Genomic DNA, 16160 nt, shown 5'->3' on the forward strand with positions numbered 1-16160 from the left:
CGGTACGGTGAGGGGGTAGGCCGCCCCGTTAGCCCCGGGGCGGCCTTCGTGCATCACGAGGCGGGGCGGGTGCACTGCTCGTGGGTGTCGCACCGGCACGAGCCGCAGCCGACGCAGCGCTCAATGGCTGCCGTGTCGCAGGCGGGGCACATGCCGGGCTCGTCGGCCTTGCAGCCGGGGCAGAGGTCGCCGGCGGCGCCGCAGTCCCAGCCCGCGTTGTCGGTGAGGTGGCGGCGGGCCACGCCGTAGCACTCGTTCTGGGTCATGCCGGTGTGGACGATGTAGTCGCCGAGGACGGTGGTGCCGCAGTCGTCGCAGTAGATGCCGATCTGGCTGGGGTACGCCTCGGTGCCGGGCGGGATGGGGGCCATGGCGAGCAGTTCGTTGAGGCCAAGGGGCTGGGACATGTCGGGTCTCCTGTGTGCGTGGGCGGGTGGAACCGGATCGGCGGTCAGGCGGGCTGGTCGTTGGTGGCCTGGGCGATGCCGTCGCAGGCGGCCTTGTCGGCGTCGGCCTGTTCGACGTACCGGCGGTTGTTCTCGCAGACGCGGACGAAGAAGTCGGCTGCGGCCTGGTCCTCCGCGGGCAGCGGCGTGCTCTCCTCGCGCTGCTTCTCGGCGCTCCAGCACCGGGTGCAGAGGAGGGGTTGCTTGTCGTGGCGGCACCATTCGCAGGTGATGCCGGTGATGTGGAAGTCGTGGTCGGCTTCGTAGAGGAACAGGGGCCGGGTCTGCTTGCAGTGGTCGCAGCGGGCTTCGAGCGGCTGGGTGTCGGGCATGTGGGTCTCCTTCAGGCGGCGGGGGTGTGGGCGCGGCGACGGCGGGAGCGTTGGCACGCCGCGCGGTTGGCCTCGCGGCAGGCCTCGCAGATGGGTTCCTGGAGGCGCATGTGCAGCTGGTAGCCGGTCTGGGTGCCGCCCGTGGCGTGCTCCGCGGCGAGACGCTGGCGGCGGTCGGCCTCGACCTCTGCGGCACGCCAGGCGTCGCAGGTCTCGCAGGCTTCGCCCTTGCTGCGGTGGCGCCAGAAGGCGATAGACGTTCCGCACACGGCTGGCGGCTTCGGGGGCCGGGCCTTCTTGGGACGGCGGGCACGCTCGGTAAGGCCGCCCCACGTGCCCCAGAGGATCTGGTTGTCGACGGCGTACTGTGCGCACTCGGTCCTGAAGGGGCAGCCAGCGCAGATGGCGGCGGCCTTCTCCTGGTCGGCCTTCAGCGGGGCGAAGAACAGCTCCGGGTCGGCGGAGCACGGGCGGATGTTCGTCATGATGCGGCCGCCTGTCCTGCCCACTGGAACATCGCGTGCTGCTCCGTGGTGAGTTCCTGGATGTGGAGTACGAGCTGCCCGCCGCGGGTGACCGGGCCGATGCGCATGTCGGGTCCGACGAGGCGGGTGTGGTCGTCGTCCTCCAGGACCCCGGCGTCGACGATCCCGTCGATGGCGGCCTTGAACGACGGGTACCAGTTCGCCGGGTCGGCGCGGCGCCGCGACGGAGGGTGAAGCACTCCGAGGATGTATGCGTGGCGGAGCAGCGGGTCGGCGCTGGCGAGGACGAGGGCGGCACGCATGGTGGGGTCTTCGGAGCAGGCGTTCATCGCGGCGGCCCGGATGCGGCTGGTGGTTTCCGAGCGGACGCGGTGGTGTACCCGCTGGTTCGCGTTGAGGAGCTTCAGCCCGGGCGGGAGCGCCAGGGTGAAGTGTCGGGGGATGGGGTTCACAGCAGGGCCTCCTGGACGGGCTGGGGCGGACAGGTGTGGTCGGCGATGACGGGGTGGGCGCTGGGGAATTGGGGGTCGCGCCAGGCGATGCGCTGTACGCCGAGCGCGGTGGTGATGAGCCGCCAGGTGAGGCGCCCGTCGAGGCGGGCGAGGATCTCGGCAGCGAGGTCGACCGGCTCCGGGTCGGCGATCACGTCGAGCGCGGCGACTCGGCCAGCCCTCGCGGTGAGCACTGGGGCGCCGCAGCGGGGACAGGTGCTGTGCCTGACGTGGTCTGAGCTGGCGGCGATCTTCGCGGCGATACCCGGGTTGGTCACCGTGCGCCGCCGGAGGGCAGTGCCGTTGCAGTGCCGTTGACGGCACTGCTGTTTCCGCAGGTCACCAGTGGTGCCAGTGCCATCAGTGCCGTCAGGGCCAGTTTCTGAGCATTAACGCTCTTGCGTGCGCATGGAGCTGGATAACGGTTTTCAACGGCACTGATGGCACTGCGTACGCCTGACCTGCGGTGACGCTGAATTTTGATGGCACTTTCAACGGCACTGTGATGGAACTGCAACGGCACTTTGATCATGGTCACTTGTTGTCCCACCGATCATCAGCCGGAGCCTGAAGGGCGACGTTCAGGTAGTAGTAGGTGCCGTTCGACCCCTTGCGCACGATCCCGAAGCGGTCCTTCAGCTCGCGCCCGAGCTGACGCGAGGCCAACGGATCCTCACCCTCGGCGCGGCACCACCGTTCGTACGCGCTGCGGAACACGTCCGTGACGGTGCGGACCTGGGCGCCGCCGCCGACGTGACAGGCCTCGTCGAGGAACCGGGCAAGCGCGTCCTCTTCGGCTGCGTACTGGGCAGTGGCCGCGGTGACGGACGCGGGGTCGCGCAGCCCGTCACGGAATGCCTCGACGGCGCCCGCGATGATCCACGCCAGGATCCCGGGGCCCTCCTCGGAGACGAGGAGGAGGTCGAGGTCCTCGATGACCTCGTCAGGGGTGCGGGTGAAGGGCAGGAGGCGCAGGCGCCGCCAGAAGCTCTTGCCACCGGCGGACACGCGGGGCTGGTGGTTGCCCATCAGGAACAGCTTGTGTGTGGGCTCGAACGTGAAGTGGTCCTGCCGCATGAAGCGGGCGGTGAGGCCGTCGCCGCCGGTGAGTTCCTTGACCTTGGCCTCGTCGAACTTGGCTTCCTGGTTGACCTCGGATGCGATGACGAGGCGTAGCCCGTGGAGGCGGGCGATCTCGGTCTCGTGCCGTTGGGCTCCGGCCATGAGGAATGCGTTCGGTGCGGTCGCGGCGTAGTCGCCGAGGACGGCGCGGAGCACGTTGAGGAAGACGCCTTTGCCGTTGCCGCCGGGGCCGTGGAGGAAGGGGAGGATGTGCCACTTCACGGAGCCGCTTGCGGAGTAGCCGGCCATCCGCTGGACGTAGCTGCGGAGTTCGAGGTCGGGGCCGAAGGTCTGGCCGAGGAACCGGTCCCACTTCGGGGTGGGCATGTCCGGGTCGGGGGCGACGCGGGTGGCGCGGGTGTGCATCTCTACGGGGTCGGGCGCGGACAGTTGCCCGGTGGTGAGGTCGACGGCCCCGGCGGGGGTGTTGAGGAGCATGCGGTGTGCGTCGAGCTGGTGGGCGTGGGCGACGGTGCGGGGGTCGGTGGTGGCCATGGTGACCATGGCGGCGATCCCGGCGGCGGACAGGGACCGTGCCCGGTGCTTGGCCTCTCCTTCGCCGCTGGGCAGGTCGCGTGCGATGGCGCGGGCCATCTCCCGGACGGTGCCCGCGTCGTCCCATGCCCACCGGTGCCCGTCCCAGACGAGCCACTTCCCGCGCTGCGGCACGTACCGGATCTCGTCCTGGTGGAGGTCGATGAGGCGGAGTGCGTTCCCGTCGTCTGTGCGGCTGTACGTCTCCGGCTCGGCAGCCGTCGCCGCTGCCGGGTGGGGGACGACGACGCTGAGCGCGGCGGTCCCGTCGGTTCGGGCTGCGGGCACGGCGGCAAGGTGGCGGACGGGTTCGGGGGCGGGGGTGCCGTAGCCCTGGCGGCGCAGGGCGGACGCGGCGGCGGAGTGGTTGCCGCCGTGGTTGAGGAGGGCGTAGGCGCCGGCCTTGGTGTAGGGCACCTCGGCCTGGAACTCGGTGGACGTGGTGAAGACGTACAGCCGGTCGCGTTCCATGGCGTGGCCGGTGGTGGCGGAGGGTTCCCGGCCGTCCTTCCCGGGGCGCTGCCAGTACGTGGTCTGCCCGCTGACGAAGAGGGGGCGCCAGCCGTGCGGGGTGAGGATGTCCGCCCACTGGGTGCGCTGTTCGTAGTCGTCGAGGGGCGACAGGCCACCAGCGTCGCCGGTGCCACCCCCGGTGGAGAAGAGGAACGCGGCGGCCTCGTCAACGGGCGCGGCAGGCGCGGGCAGGGGGAGCGGCTCGTCGGCGGGGACGGTGTCGAGCATTCGGCACACGGTGTGGAGTGCGCGGTGCTCGTCGGCGGTGATGGTGGGCAGGGTGGCGGGGCCGCCGTTGAGGAGTTCGTAGGGGCGGCCGGTCGGGTGGACGGTGCCGTGGCTGGGTGCGGTGACGACGAAGCCGCCTTCGCCGCGGGTCTCGATGAGGCCGCGGAGGATCTTCTTCCCGGGGTGGCGGGCGAGGAGGTCGCGCTCCTGCTCGGTGAGTTCGTCCTCGCGGGCGAGGCGGGACGCCAGCTTCGTGTTCCCCGGGGCGCCCCCGGTGACGCGGTAGTGGAGGTGGAGGCCGCCGCTGGGGGAGCGCTCCAGCCAGCCGGTGGCGATGCGCTGCCACAGCTCGGCGAGTCCGGAGTTGTCGAGGATCTCGACGAGCTTTTCGAGGACGCCCTCGTTGACGGCGCGGCCTTCGAGTTCGAGCATCTCCAGGTCGCCGGAGATCGCGCCGCAGACGACACCGACCCCGGGGTGCCCGTGGTTGAACCAGGTGCGGACGAGGGCTTCGGGGGCGCGTTCGGTCTGGGCGCGCTTCCAGTCGCCTTGGGGCCGCTTCGATCCGTCGGCGCGGACGGCGACCACCGAGCAGCCGGCCGCGTGCAGCGCGAGTGCTGCGGCCTGCATGTCGGGGGTGGTGTCGCTCAACTTCGGCTCCTTGCGTGGTGCGCGGGTCGGGGGGTAGTGCCTCGGGCCGGAGTCGATCCGGCGGCGTCACGCCATGGGGCCGAGGCGGGGGGAGGGGCTAGAGAGAGTCGACGTATGGGTCGATCAGGTCGGCCGCAGCGGCCCGCGCCTGGCGGATCGTCTTGCCCACCTCCGACATGTCCGCCGGAATGTCGACACCTACGGCGCGAATGCGTTCCGCCATTTCATGAGCGACGGAGTCCTGGTACGTCTGAAGGCCGTTCTCGATCTGGACGTTGGTCCAACCGCCATTGCGGAGGGCATACCGGAATGCACCCTCGGCAGCTTCACGAAGCTGCACGGCATCGACTGTGTTGGAGGGCATCTGCTGGTCTGCTTTCTGTGGTTGGCCCGTCCGGGGCTGCGGAGCTGGGGGGAGGGGTCGCGCAGCCCCGGACGGTGCTGGTGGGGGTGAGGGACTAGAACGGCGGCGGGGCGGAGGCGCTTGCGGCCTGGACCTGCTGCTGGGCAAGGAGCGCCTGTGTTGCCGGGTTCTGCTGCGCGGCCGCGTACTGCTGCGGGGACAGGCCCGTGGGCGGGGCCGTCGGCGGGGCGTACTGCTGCGGCGCTGCCGTGCCCGGGTCGGGGGTGTGGAGCGCGGCCTGTGCCGCCGGGGTGTACGTCGCGGTGTACTGCTTCGGCGGGGACATGCCCCGCTCCTTGGCGACCCCGTCGTGGGTGTATGTGACGGCGAGGGTGCCGCCGACCTCGAGGCCCTTGGCTCCGGCGACGCGGACCGCGTCGGCGATGGCGTTCTTCATGACGCCCTTGACGAAGAGGCGGCGCCGCCCGTCGTCCTCGTCGATGGTGGGGTCGCGGAGCTCGGTCTGGACGGTGACGACGAGCTGCATCATCGGGTTGCCGTCGGACCAGAACTTGGCGTCGCCGGTCTTGATGTCGCGCTGCTGCTCGACGGTGGGCTTCTGCGTGATGCGCCCGGTGACGGTGGTCTGCGGCACGGGGAACTTGGCGGTGGGGGCGCCGCCTCCGCCCATGAGGAAGTCGTCGGCGTTCGGCGCCTGGTACTGCTGGGGTGTAGTCACGGTGTGTGCTCCTGCTGGTGTGTGGTTCGCGCCGGTTCGGTTGAGCGGCGGGTCTGTGGGGTCACGCGATGAGCGATTCGAGGGAGGCGCCCGCGCGGGTGGACTGGACGCCGGGGCAGCCGGTGGAGAGGTCCGTGCTTCCGGGCTTGAGCCACGGGCAGAACCGGCAGTTTGGCTTGTCCGGGGTGGGGACGGTGTCCCAGCGCTCGGGGTGGTGGTCGAGTTCGAGGGCCTGGGCGCGGTCGCGGATGCGGTCGAGGCGGGAGAGCGCGTCGAGGGCGACCTGCTTGTCGTACGGCTCGGACCAGACGTGGACCTTCAGCTCGTGGTGCCGGGCGATGAACGTCACGGCGACCCGCGTGGGCGGGTTCCCGGCGTTCTCCTGGCCGAGCCCGTACAGGTGGGCCTGGATCCGGTACTTCTCGCCCGGGCCCTGCCGCCGGTACTTGTCGTGGCTGCTGACGCCGACGAGCTTCCAGTCGTTGTTCAGCATCGCGAGCCGGTCGAACAGGTCTGAGCTTCCGGCGACGGTCGCCGCAGGGGTGTAGCCGTCGCGGACGGTGACGCGCTCCTCGATGCGGTAGCGCGGTCGCCCGTCGGGTAGCGGGGCTTGGCGGGCCTCGAACTTCTCGGCCATCCACATGTGGAATCCGGTGCCGATGATCGCGGCGATCGGGTCCCGGTCGTGGTTCGTCTCGGGCCAGTCGAGGATTTTGTAGGTCAGTTGGCGTTCGCACGGCTCGCCGACTTCGCTCGGGCCGATGGCCTTCTGCAGGCTGCGCGGTGCGTTCGCGTCGGCGTCGACGATGAACTGCCCGATGCGCTCGGCGAGCGCTTTCGAGTAGTCGTCGCTTCCGGTGGCGATCACTGGCTGCCTCCGTTCCAGTGGTTGAAGGTGAAATGCCGGCGGTTGAGGGGCCCGGACTCGGTGAGCAGGCCCTGCCGGGCGAGGAGGTCGAGGTCCGCGCGGGCCTTGCGCCGCCAGTCCCCGGGGCCGTAGCGCGCGGCGTAGAGGTGCGTGGCCCGGCGGGTGGTCCACTCGCCCTGCCACTTCTTCGCGGCGGTGCGCAGCAGCGCGAGGCGCTCGGCCTCCTCGGCGCTCACGCGGGCCGCCGGGCCTGCGTCGGGAGGAGGAGAGGCAGGGTGCGGCGGGTGTCGCGCTGGGAGGGGTGGCGCAGCGGCGCGCACAGGGGGCAGCGGCGCGGGTCGTGGGTGGTCACGCGACCCTCCCGACGATGAAGTGGGTGCGGCGGATCGCGGTGATCGTGGTGTCGATCTGGTCCCGCAGGCGGAGCAGCTCGTCGAGGGTGATAGCGACGCGGGCCGGGTCGAGTTCGGCCGCGGTCTCGACGGCGGCGATGCGGCGCTCGATCTCGTCCTCGTCGGTGGCGTCGGCGGCGACGACGGCGAGGTTGTCGAGCTCGGCGATCACCTCGTCGCGGGTCTCGTTGTCGGCCCAGTTCTGGACGAGGGCGACGAGGGTGTTCCAGCGGAAGACGTCGGCGGACAGTCGGCCGCGCAGCGCGCCCTCGTCGAGGGTTACGGACACGGGGCGCATCACAGGACACCGCCGGCAGCGGGGAGGTTCCGGGGGGCGAGGGCTTCGAGAGCGTGGTCGAGCGGGTCCATCAGGTGCCGCTGCTCATCCATCGAGCCCGGCCGCTGGAGGTGCGTCAGCGTCTGGCACGGCCAGCGCTCGCCGTCGTACTGGCAGTGGTTGCTGTTGGGGTGCTTCGCGTGGAGGGCGCCGGCCTTCGCCGCTGCGGTCTCCAGCTCGGCAATGCGGGTGCCAGCGGCCCGAAGGGCGGCGGCCGCGTCGTTCACCCACTCGTTCGTGGTGTGCCGCTCGGCCTCCAGCTCGTTCACGCGGGTCCGCAGCGTGGCGAGTTCGGCGGCGGTCTCGGGGGACTGGAGCAGCTGCGCGGAGCCGAGGGCGAACACGACGGTGGCGACCATGTCGCAGTACGCGTCCTTGCTCTCCAGGAGCGCGGCGTTCGCCGTCTTAAGCGCGAGCTTCTCTGTCGGCGTGGGGGAGTTGGCGGATAGTCTGTCGTTCACGGTGTCCTCGTTTCTCTGTGGGTGAGGTGCCGAGGGGCCGTTTCAGACCGGGCATGGTCTGGGGTGGCCCCGTTTTCATGGGTCAGGCGGCAGACCGGCGCCGCGACTGTGCGATCAGCCGCTCGTACTGCGCCGTGTGCTCGGGAGAGAGGCGGCCGGCGGCGTAGTCGGCTGCGATGCGGCGGCGGGCCTGGTCCAGGACCGCGCGAGCGTTGGTGATGCACTGCTCGTAGCTGGGTGCCCGGGTGCTCATGCGGCGGCCTGCGCGGGCTGCATGAGCTGGGCGAGGGTGAGGCCGAAGGCGTCTTCGACCTTGCGGGCGGTGCCGACGCTGGGGGCGTTCTTGCCGTACCACAGACGCCATGCCGTGCTCTGTGCAACCTTCAGGTGGTCTGCGAGGTCTCCGTAGTTGTGCAGCCCTTTGGCTTCGGCTGCGGAGCGCAGTTGGGTTCGGTCGTACATACGTCGTACCTTTCCCGCCTGACAGAACTGTCTGGCGTGAGAGAAAGGTAGCACGTATCTGTCACGCGTGAAAGATGCGGGGCGGGACGGGTGAGTCTTTACGGTTCCTTCACTGTTGACAGAGTGGCGCGAGACTCATACGTTCTGTTGCACGTTCGAAGTTGAACTACAGGTCAGAAGCTTGTGTTCGATTTCTGTACGCATGTCTGCTCGAAAATTGCTGGCCAAAAGGAGGTGTTCCGTGGCATCGCGTGTCGCGCTATCTTTCAAGCATGAAAAACAAGATCAGCGACAGCGCCGCCTTCGCCACCTGGGTAAAAGAGCAGATCACCGCCCTGGGCTACGACGTCAGCGGCCTCCGCAGCGGCGGCCGCACACGCTTTGCCGAGGACTCCGGCATCAGCGCCGCCAGCGTCGGACGCCTGATCAACAGCGGTGACGTCAAAGACATCAAGGTGCTCAGCCTCCTGGCCGAGACACTCCGTGTCCCCCTCGGGGAGGTCCTCGTACGAGCGGGCATCCTCGAAGAATCCGAACTTCGTGCCGTCCAGAACCCACCGCCAACCCCCCACCCCATGACTCCCGATCAGGCCGCCGATGCCCTAGGCATCGACGACGACCTCGACCGGGAGCTATTCCGCAACACGGTAGACACCCTCCGTAGACGACGCCGACGGAGCGGGGGGCAGGCCGCACAGAACTGAACCTGCACGGAGGTACGTCAGTGTCCACCCGAACTCTGCTCGCCCTGTCCGGCTCACTGCTCACAATCAGCTTCGGCGTCGGGCTGACCGGCATGGCCACCAACCGCAACGGACTCATGCACACCGGCATCCTCGGCACCGTCGCCGCCGGCGCCGGACTCGTATGCGCAACCCTCCGCCACACCAACCAGGTCAACAGCGACGAACTCGACGCCGCCCACAACGACGGCTACCGCCTCGGCCTCCAGCACGTCACCCTCGGGCTGCTCGACCCGCCACCGACCGGCGGCACCGTCGTACCGCTTCACCCCGAGTTCCCACGCCAGCACGAACGGCAGGCACAGTGACACCACCGCATACAGCGCACGGCCAGGGCTCCCCATCCGACGAGGAAGGGGAGCCCTGGCTCGGTTACATCCGGGTCTCCACCTGGAAAGAGGAGAAGATCAGCCCCGAGCTACAGCGGGCAGCGATCGAAGCATGGTCCAAGCGCACAGGCCGGCGGATCGCCGAGGACGGCTGGGTCGAGGACCTCGACGTATCCGGCCGCCATTTCAAGCGCAAGATCATGCGCTGTATCGAGCGCATCGAGGCCGGCGAAGCACGAGGCATCGCTGTTTGGAAGTACTCGCGGTTCGGCCGGTCGCGCGATGGAATCGCCGTTAACCTCAAGCGGCTTGAAGACGTCGGCGGCCAGCTCGAATCCGCGACCGAGGAAGCCGACGCCCGCACCGCCACCGGCCGCCTGCAGCGCGGCATCTTGTTCGAGTTCGCCGCCTACGAGTCCGATGCCCGAGGCGAGCAGTGGCGTGAGACCCACGACCACCGTCGATACAAGCTCCATCTCCCCGCCACCGGGCGCCCCCGCTTCGGCTACGTCTGGCACCCCCGCCGCGTTCCCGATGGCAAGGGCGGATGGACCCTGCAGGACGAGAAGTACGTGGCAGACCCGAAAGTCGGCCCTGTCATGGCTGACCGCTACCGCCAGTACATCGACGGCGAGCCGTTCTACGCCCTCCTCGACGAACTCAACACCGCCGGCCACCGCACCACGCGGGGCGGCCTGTGGTCCGCACAGACCCTCATTCGCTACATGGACTCCGGGTTCTGTGCCGGCCTGCTGCGGGTGCACGATCCGAAGTGCACCTGCCCGTCGGCTGTCCGTGGCAACTGCCCGAACGCCCTCCTGATCCCCGGCGCCCAGGAAGAGCTGATCGACCTTGAGCTGTGGCAGCAGTATCAGGCGCGTCGGCAGGAGATGAAGAAGACGCCGCCGCGGGCCCGCACGGCGCTCTACATGCTCACCGGGCTGCCGCGCTGTGGCGGCTGCCGGGGGACGACGCCTGTGCAGAGCGCGGTCCGGAACGTGGAGGGAGTCCCCACGACGATCAGGGGACACAACTACATGTGCGGGCGGCGTGGCGTCACCGGGAAGCATGGCTGTGAGGGCGTCTACGCGACCCGCGCTGAGGTTGAGCGGCGCGTGCGCGAGTGGGTCATGGACAAGCACGCGGCGGCTGTCGACGCGGCGCCCAGCGTGCCGGCCCCCCGGGGCTCTGCCGTCGACCAGCGGGCGACGGCTGCCCGCGAGCGTGCTCGGCTTGAGGCTGAGGCCGAGAAGCTGAAGAAGGGCCTTGCCAACCTGCGTGCCGACCGGGCCATGAACCCGGACGACTACGCCCCGGGGGAGTACGAGGCCGCCGTGGAGCGGATCCGTCAACAGCAGGCCGTGAACACGGCCGCACTGGAGCGGGTGTCCGTCGTTGAGCTGACACCCCGGCAGGCCGACTACGAGCCTGTGATCGTGGCGCTCGCGGAGGAGTGGGACCTGCTCAACGAAGCCGAGCTGAACAGCTTCCTGAAGCAGCTCCTCCGGCGGGTCGTGCTCGTGCGCCGCAAGGAGAAGGGGTTTGGGGTCGAGCTGCACCCGATGTGGGAGCCTGACCCCTGGGCGTGATGCCAGCGCTCGCCTGATGAGGAGCATGTTTTGTACACTGTGACGTCGGTCAATGTCAACGGCCTCCGCGCCGCCGCCAAGAAGGGCTTCGTGGAGTGGCTCGCCGGTACCTCCGCCGACGCCGTCTGCCTGCAGGAAGTCCGCGCCGAGGAGTCCCAGCTCCCCGCCGACGTCCGGGCGCCCGAGGGGTGGTTCACCGCGCACGCGCCCGCCGCCGCCAAGGGGCGCGCGGGGGTCTCCCTCTACACGCGCCGTGAGCCGGACGCCGTGCGCGTCGGCTTCGGGTCGAGCGAGTTCGACGGCAGCGGGCGGTACATCGAGGCCGACCTGCCCGGCGTCACCGTCGCCAGCCTCTACCTCCCCTCCGGCGAGGTCGGCACCGAGCGGCAGGACGAGAAGATCCGCTTCATGGGCGAGTTCCTGCCGTATCTGAAGGAGCTCAAGGAGCGCGCCGCCGCCGACGGCCGCGAGGTCGTCGTCTGCGGGGACTGGAACATCGCCCACCGCGAGGCCGACCTCAAGAACTGGAAGGCCAACCAGAAGAACGCCGGCTTCCTCCCCGAGGAGCGGGAGTGGCTGGGTCGTGTCTTCGACGAGGCCGCCTACGTGGATGTCGTGCGGGCTCTCCACCCCGACCAGGACGGCCCCTACTCCTGGTGGTCCTACCGCGGCCGCGCCTTCGACAACGACGCCGGCTGGCGCATCGACTACCAGGTCGCCACCCCGGGGCTCGCCGCCAAGGCCGTCAAGGCCTACGTCGAGCGCGCCGCCACCCACGCCGAGCGGTGGAGCGACCACGCGCCCGTGACCGCCGTGTACCAGCTGTAGGGGTCCGGCCCGCTGGTGTGTGGGGGCGCGGCCGCCCGTCACTCCCGCAGGCGGCGGTCCAAGGCCATGGACAGTTCCGCCTCCACCACGCTCTTCGCCAGGGGGCGCAGCCGGTGGATGTCCTTCTCGTCCGCGTGTGCGCGGAGGAGTTCGGTGAAGAGGTCGGCCAGCGCGTCCGCGTGTTCGCGGACCGCGCGGCCTGCCTCCAGGACGGCGGCGAGGGGACGCCCTCCTTGACCAGGGCGGCCGAGACGTCGAGCAGGCGGCGGCTGATGTGGACGATCGCGTCGCCGTCGGTGGCGAGGTAGCCGAGGTCGAGGGCGGCCAGCAGGTTCTCGGGGGTGACCTCGCCCGCGAAGTAGTCGGCGAGTTCCTGGGGGGTGAGCCGGATCGGCTCCTCCTCGGTCGGTTCGCCCAGGCCGAGGACCTCGCTGACGTCCTTGCCGCTCTCGAAGGCCGTGTTGAGGTCGGCGATGCCGTTGAGGGTGTGGCCGCGTTCGAGCAGGGCCGCGATCGTGCGGAGTTTGGCCAGGTGGTGGTCGTCGTACCAGGCGATCCGGCCCTCGCGGCGGGGCGGTGCGATCAGCCCGCGCTCGCGGTAGAAGCGCAGGGTGCGCACGGTGATGCCGGCCTTGGCGGCGAGCTCGTCCATGCGGTACTCGCGTACGCCCTTCACGTCTGCCTTCACGTCGTCCGATCGTTCTGCCACGCCCGCCAGCCTATGTTGTACCGCCGGTAACTTTCCCTTGCCTGACCCCTACCGCTCGGTATGCAGCTGCTCTACAGTCCGATCGTGCCAGTGATTGCTGGCGGAATCGTGGCGCACGGGAGGCGGCATGGCGAAGCACGAGCACGTACGCGTGGCGGTGATCGGATCGGGGTTCGGCGGACTCGGCGCCGCCGTCCGGCTGCGCCGCGAGGGAATCACCGACTTCGTCGTCCTGGAGCGGGCCGACTCCGTCGGCGGCACCTGGCGCGACAACAGCTACCCCGGCTGCGCCTGCGACGTCCCGTCGCACCTCTACTCCTTCTCCTTCGCGCCCAACCCCGACTGGCCCCGCACCTTCTCCGGCCAGCGCCACATCCGCGCCTACCTGGAGCACGTCACCGACACCTTCCGGCTCCGCCCGCACCTTCGCCTGGGTCACGAGGTGACGCTGATGCGCTGGGACGGCGACGAGCTGCGCTGGGAGATCGAGACCCGCCAGGGGTCCTTCACCGCCGACGTGATCGTCTCCGCGACCGGGCCGCTCTCCGACCCCAAGATCCCCGACATCCCGGGCCTCGCCGACTTCCCCGGCAAGGTCTTCCACTCCGCCCAGTGGGACCACGACTACGACCTCACCGGCAAGCGCGTCGCCATGGTCGGCACCGGCGCGTCCGCGATCCAGATCGTGCCCGCGATCCAGCCCCAGGTCGGAAGGCTCACCCTCTTCCAGCGCACCCCGCCGTGGGTCCTGCCGCGCCTGGACCGCGCCATCACCGGCGCCGAGCGCCGGCTCCACCGCGCGCTCCCCTTCACCGGCGCCGCCCGCCGCGGGCTGCTCTGGGGCATCCGCGAACTCCAGGTGAGCGCCTTCACCAAGCACCCCGGCGAGCTGGGCCTCGTCGAGTCGCTCGCCAAGGCCTTCATGGGCCGGGCGATCAAGGACCGGGCGCTGCGGGCCAAGCTGACCCCGTCGTACCGCATCGGCTGCAAGCGCATCCTGCTCTCCAACACGTACTACCCGGCGCTCGCCAAGCCCAACGTCGACGTCGTCGCCTCGGGGCTGCGCGAGGTGCGCGGCTCGACCGTCGTGGCCGCCGACGGGACCGAGACCGAGGTCGACGCGATCGTCTTCGGTACGGGATTCCACGTCACCGACATGCCGATCGCCGACCGTGTCGTCGGCGCGGACGGCGTCGCGCTGTCCGAGGCATGGAAGGGCGGGGTGCAGTCGCTGCGCGGCGCGACCGTCGACGGCTTCCCCAACTGGATGACGATCATCGGACCCAACACCGGCCTCGGGAACTCCTCCATGATCCTGATGATCGAGTCCCAGCTGAACTACATGGCCGACTACCTGCGCCAGCTCGACGTCCTCGGCGGCCGCGCCGCGCTCGCCGCCCGGCCGTCCGCCGTCGGCGCGTGGAACCGCAGGGTGCAGGACCGGATGGAGCGGACCGTGTGGAAGGCGGGCGGCTGCGACAGCTGGTACCTGGACGCCAACGGCCGCAACACCACGCTGTGGCCGGGTACGACGAGCGAATTCCGGCGCGAGACGCGGCGGGTGGACCTCGCGGAGTACGAGGTGCTGCGGCCTGCCGCTCCGGAGAAGAAGGCGCCGAAGGCCACGACCCGCACGAAGGAGGCGGTGAAGTGAGCCGCCTCTTCGGATCCCGTACGGGATCGCTCCCGCACCCGCGCGAGGTGATCGCGGTCTCCGCCGACGGCTCCCGCGTGCATGTCGAGGTCTACGGCCCCGAGGACGCCCCTGCCGTCGTCCTGGCGCACGGCTGGACCTGCTCGATCGGCTTCTGGGCCGAGCAGATACGGGACCTCGCGCGCGACCACAAGGTCATCGCCTACGACCAGCGCGGCCACGGCCGCACCCCCGCCCCGGCGGACGCGTCCGGCTGGTCGACGCGGGCGCTCGCCGACGACCTGGAGGCGGTGCTCGCCGCGACCCTCGCCCCGGGCGAGCGGGCGGTGCTCGCCGGGCACTCCATGGGCGGCATGACGCTGATGGCGGCCGCCACGCGCCCCGCCTTCCGGGAGCACGCGGCCGCGGCGCTGCTCTGCTCCACGGGGCCGTCCCGGCTCGTCGCCGAGTCCCTCGTCCTGCCGCTCCCGGCGGGCGGCGTGCGGACCAGGCTGACGAGGGCGATCCTGGGAGCGCGGGCGCCGCTCGGACCGGTCACCGCGCTGTCCCGGAAGATCCTCAAGTACGCGACGATGGGCCCGGGTTCGGCGCCCGAGCGGGTCGACGCCTGCGCCCGGATCGTGCACGCCTGCCCGCGCCGCGCCCGGGTGGCCTGGTCGCGGGTGCTCGCGGAGCTGGAGCTCGACTCGGACGTACGGGAGTTGGAACTGCCCGTGGCCGTGCTCGCCGGCACGGCCGACCGGCTCACGCCCCCCGTGCACTCCCGCGGCCTGGCGGCGGCGCTGCCGCAGTGCGTAGGCCTTGAGGAGCTGGCGGGCATGGGCCACATGACGCCGGTGGAGGCGCCGGAGGCGGTGACGGCCCGGATCAGGGACCTGGTCACGACGTACCTGGACGTACAGCAGCGGTCGAAGCAGAAGGAGGACGCATGAGCAAGGTCAGTCTGGAGGGCCAGGTCGCCGTCGTCACCGGAGCGGCGCGCGGTGTCGGCGAACTCCTCGCCCGCAAGCTCTCTGCGCGCGGCGCGAAGCTCGCGCTCGTCGGCCTGGAGCCGGAGGAGCTGAAGCAGGTCGCGGGCCGGCTGCACACCGAGGCGGACTGGTGGCACGCCGACGTCACCGACCACGAGGCGATGGCGCGGGTGGCCGAGGAGGTCAAGGAGCGCTTCGGGAAGGTCGACATCGTCGTCGCCAACGCGGGCGTCGCGGCCGGCGGCCCGTTCGTGGACTCCGACCCGGTCGCCTGGCGGCGGGTCATCGAGGTCAACCTGATCGGCGGGGCGGTGACGGGACGAGCGTTCCTGCCCGTACTGATGGAGTCGCGCGGCTACTTCCTGCAGATCGCCTCGCTCGCGGCCATGACCCCGGCGCCGATGATGACGGCGTACTGCGCTTCGAAGTCGGGCGTCGAGGCCTTCGCGCACAGCCTGCGCGCCGAGGTCGGCTACAAGGGCGTCAAGGTCGGCGTCGGATACCTCTCCTGGACCGACACGGACATGGTGCGCGGCGCGGACCAGGACGACGTGATGAAGGAGCTGCGGCAGCGGCTGCCCTGGCCCTCGAACCGTACCTACCCGCTGGGCCCGGCCGTCGACCGGATCGTGGCCGGCATCGAGCGGCGTTCGGCGCATGTGTACGCCCAGTGGTGGCTGCGCGGGATGCAGGCGTCCCGGGGCTATCTGCCGGGGATCATCGCCACCGTGGGGCAGCGGGAGATGAGGCGCTTCGAACCGCGCCTGGCCGGTGTCTCGAAGGGCCTCGTGGGCGCGGGAGGGGCGGCCGACGAGAGGGCGCGTACGGAGAGTATTTGATCGAAATGCGCGGAATGTTCCGCCATGCCACGCTGGTCGAGGCCCACGGGGCGAGCCGCCCCGTTCCCCTCACACCCGTCTAGGAGTGAACCTT

The 16160-nt window shown here is 70.5% G+C and carries 22 protein-coding genes and 1 pseudogene; 7 read left to right on the plus strand and 16 right to left on the minus strand.

Going from position 1 to position 16160, the window contains the following annotated elements; all coding sequences use genetic code 11:
• Positions 1-53 precede the first annotated feature (53 nt).
• The 15 genes from ACWF79_RS13990 to ACWF79_RS14060 form a co-directional block, all read right to left on the minus strand.
• On the minus strand, positions 54-407 hold the full coding sequence (locus ACWF79_RS13990) for a hypothetical protein (RefSeq protein WP_453728329.1): 354 nt from the start codon (positions 405-407) through the stop codon (positions 54-56).
• A 44-nt stretch (positions 408-451) separates the two neighbouring features.
• The gene (locus tag ACWF79_RS13995; RefSeq protein WP_453728330.1) at positions 452-778 is read right to left on the minus strand and encodes a hypothetical protein; all 327 of its coding nucleotides are present in this window, start codon (positions 776-778) and stop codon (positions 452-454) included.
• Positions 779-789: 11 nt separating this feature from the next.
• Entirely contained in the window at positions 790-1263 is a 474-nt protein-coding gene (locus ACWF79_RS14000) for a WhiB family transcriptional regulator (RefSeq protein WP_453728331.1), read from the minus strand.
• The gene (locus tag ACWF79_RS14005; protein ID WP_453728332.1) at positions 1260-1715 is read right to left on the minus strand and encodes a hypothetical protein; all 456 of its coding nucleotides are present in this window, start codon (positions 1713-1715) and stop codon (positions 1260-1262) included. Before ACWF79_RS14005 ends, ACWF79_RS14000 begins: the two co-directional genes overlap by 4 nt.
• Positions 1712-1948, minus strand: coding sequence for a hypothetical protein (locus ACWF79_RS14010; RefSeq protein ID WP_453728333.1), 237 nt, complete (start codon positions 1946-1948; stop codon positions 1712-1714). Before ACWF79_RS14010 ends, ACWF79_RS14005 begins: the two co-directional genes overlap by 4 nt.
• An 80-nt stretch (positions 1949-2028) precedes the next feature.
• On the minus strand, positions 2029-2292 hold the full coding sequence (locus ACWF79_RS14015) for a hypothetical protein (protein ID WP_453728334.1): 264 nt from the start codon (positions 2290-2292) through the stop codon (positions 2029-2031).
• Positions 2289-4802, minus strand: coding sequence for a phage/plasmid primase, P4 family (locus tag ACWF79_RS14020; protein ID WP_453728335.1), 2514 nt, complete (start codon positions 4800-4802; stop codon positions 2289-2291). The genes ACWF79_RS14015 and ACWF79_RS14020 overlap by 4 nt, the downstream gene beginning before the upstream one ends.
• 97 nt (positions 4803-4899) lie before the next feature.
• On the minus strand, positions 4900-5142 hold the full coding sequence (locus ACWF79_RS14025; RefSeq protein WP_453728336.1) for a hypothetical protein: 243 nt from the start codon (positions 5140-5142) through the stop codon (positions 4900-4902).
• 118 nt (positions 5143-5260) lie between these two features.
• Positions 5261-5884, minus strand: a complete 624-nt coding sequence (locus tag ACWF79_RS14030; RefSeq protein WP_453728337.1) for a hypothetical protein — start codon at positions 5882-5884, stop codon at positions 5261-5263.
• 61 nt (positions 5885-5945) lie between these two features.
• A complete protein-coding gene (locus ACWF79_RS14035; RefSeq protein ID WP_453728338.1) occupies positions 5946-6752 on the minus strand; it encodes a hypothetical protein in 807 nt (268 codons plus the stop codon).
• Positions 6749-6988 (minus strand): hypothetical protein, encoded by a 240-nt coding sequence (locus ACWF79_RS14040; protein WP_453728339.1) that lies wholly within the window; start codon positions 6986-6988, stop codon positions 6749-6751. Before ACWF79_RS14040 ends, ACWF79_RS14035 begins: the two co-directional genes overlap by 4 nt.
• A gap of 112 nt (positions 6989-7100) precedes the next feature.
• On the minus strand, positions 7101-7433 hold the full coding sequence (locus ACWF79_RS14045) for a hypothetical protein (RefSeq protein ID WP_453728340.1): 333 nt from the start codon (positions 7431-7433) through the stop codon (positions 7101-7103).
• An 8-nt stretch (positions 7434-7441) separates the two neighbouring features.
• The gene (locus tag ACWF79_RS14050) at positions 7442-7942 is read right to left on the minus strand and encodes a hypothetical protein (RefSeq protein WP_453728341.1); all 501 of its coding nucleotides are present in this window, start codon (positions 7940-7942) and stop codon (positions 7442-7444) included.
• 82 nt (positions 7943-8024) lie between these two features.
• Complete coding sequence (locus ACWF79_RS14055) at positions 8025-8195, minus strand: hypothetical protein (protein ID WP_453728342.1); 171 nt, start codon at positions 8193-8195, stop codon at positions 8025-8027.
• Complete coding sequence (locus tag ACWF79_RS14060; protein ID WP_453728343.1) at positions 8192-8404, minus strand: hypothetical protein; 213 nt, start codon at positions 8402-8404, stop codon at positions 8192-8194. Before ACWF79_RS14060 ends, ACWF79_RS14055 begins: the two co-directional genes overlap by 4 nt.
• Positions 8405-8676: 272 nt before the next feature.
• Here ACWF79_RS14060 and ACWF79_RS14065 point away from each other — a divergent pair, with 272 nt between their 5' ends.
• Genes ACWF79_RS14065 through ACWF79_RS14080 form a run of 4 tightly spaced genes read left to right on the plus strand, consistent with a single transcriptional unit; the run spans position 8677 to position 11893 of the window.
• Positions 8677-9108 carry a hypothetical protein gene (locus tag ACWF79_RS14065; protein WP_453728344.1) on the plus strand — a complete coding sequence of 144 codons (432 nt, stop codon included), beginning with the start codon at positions 8677-8679 and terminating at the stop codon, positions 9106-9108.
• Between the two features lie 20 nt (positions 9109-9128).
• Positions 9129-9455: a hypothetical protein gene (locus ACWF79_RS14070; protein WP_453728345.1), complete on the plus strand. Its 327-nt coding sequence runs from the start codon at positions 9129-9131 to the stop codon at positions 9453-9455.
• Positions 9452-11065 carry a recombinase family protein gene (locus ACWF79_RS14075; RefSeq protein ID WP_453728346.1) on the plus strand — a complete coding sequence of 538 codons (1614 nt, stop codon included), beginning with the start codon at positions 9452-9454 and terminating at the stop codon, positions 11063-11065. The genes ACWF79_RS14070 and ACWF79_RS14075 overlap by 4 nt, the downstream gene beginning before the upstream one ends.
• A 30-nt stretch (positions 11066-11095) precedes the next feature.
• Positions 11096-11893, plus strand: a complete 798-nt coding sequence (locus ACWF79_RS14080) for an exodeoxyribonuclease III (RefSeq protein ID WP_453728347.1) — start codon at positions 11096-11098, stop codon at positions 11891-11893.
• A gap of 38 nt (positions 11894-11931) precedes the next feature.
• Here ACWF79_RS14080 and ACWF79_RS14085 read toward each other — a convergent pair.
• A pseudogene (locus ACWF79_RS14085) lies at positions 11932-12545 on the minus strand (MerR family transcriptional regulator).
• Between the two features lie 184 nt (positions 12546-12729).
• On the opposite strand from ACWF79_RS14085, the gene ACWF79_RS14090 reads away from it, so the two are divergent.
• From ACWF79_RS14090 to ACWF79_RS14100, 3 genes are read left to right on the plus strand one after another with little or no spacing between them, the layout of a single operon-like run.
• Entirely contained in the window at positions 12730-14256 is a 1527-nt protein-coding gene (locus ACWF79_RS14090; protein WP_453728348.1) for a flavin-containing monooxygenase, read from the plus strand.
• Positions 14253-15188 carry an alpha/beta fold hydrolase gene (locus ACWF79_RS14095; protein ID WP_453728349.1) on the plus strand — a complete coding sequence of 312 codons (936 nt, stop codon included), beginning with the start codon at positions 14253-14255 and terminating at the stop codon, positions 15186-15188. Before ACWF79_RS14090 ends, ACWF79_RS14095 begins: the two co-directional genes overlap by 4 nt.
• The gene (locus ACWF79_RS14100; RefSeq protein ID WP_453728350.1) at positions 15185-16066 is read left to right on the plus strand and encodes an SDR family oxidoreductase; all 882 of its coding nucleotides are present in this window, start codon (positions 15185-15187) and stop codon (positions 16064-16066) included. Before ACWF79_RS14095 ends, ACWF79_RS14100 begins: the two co-directional genes overlap by 4 nt.
• The last annotated feature ends 94 nt before the right edge of the window (positions 16067-16160 follow it).

This window comes from Streptomyces sp. NPDC054975 (genome assembly GCF_053609105.1).

What these genes read in the sequence shown, in the direction of transcription:
- ACWF79_RS13995 (WP_453728330.1), bottom strand. Translation starts at nt 778, where the DNA reads ATGCCCGACACCCAGCCGCTCGAAGCCCGCTGCGACCACTGCAAGCAG.
- ACWF79_RS13990 (WP_453728329.1), bottom strand. Translation starts at nt 407, where the DNA reads ATGTCCCAGCCCCTTGGCCTCAACGAACTGCTCGCCATGGCCCCCATC.
- ACWF79_RS14055 (WP_453728342.1), bottom strand. Translation starts at nt 8,195, where the DNA reads ATGAGCACCCGGGCACCCAGCTACGAGCAGTGCATCACCAACGCTCGC.
- ACWF79_RS14100 (WP_453728350.1), top strand. Translation starts at nt 15,185, where the DNA reads ATGAGCAAGGTCAGTCTGGAGGGCCAGGTCGCCGTCGTCACCGGAGCG.
- ACWF79_RS14060 (WP_453728343.1), bottom strand. Translation starts at nt 8,404, where the DNA reads ATGTACGACCGAACCCAACTGCGCTCCGCAGCCGAAGCCAAAGGGCTG.
- ACWF79_RS14000 (WP_453728331.1), bottom strand. Translation starts at nt 1,263, where the DNA reads ATGACGAACATCCGCCCGTGCTCCGCCGACCCGGAGCTGTTCTTCGCC.
- ACWF79_RS14065 (WP_453728344.1), top strand. Translation starts at nt 8,677, where the DNA reads ATGAAAAACAAGATCAGCGACAGCGCCGCCTTCGCCACCTGGGTAAAA.
- ACWF79_RS14090 (WP_453728348.1), top strand. Translation starts at nt 12,730, where the DNA reads ATGGCGAAGCACGAGCACGTACGCGTGGCGGTGATCGGATCGGGGTTC.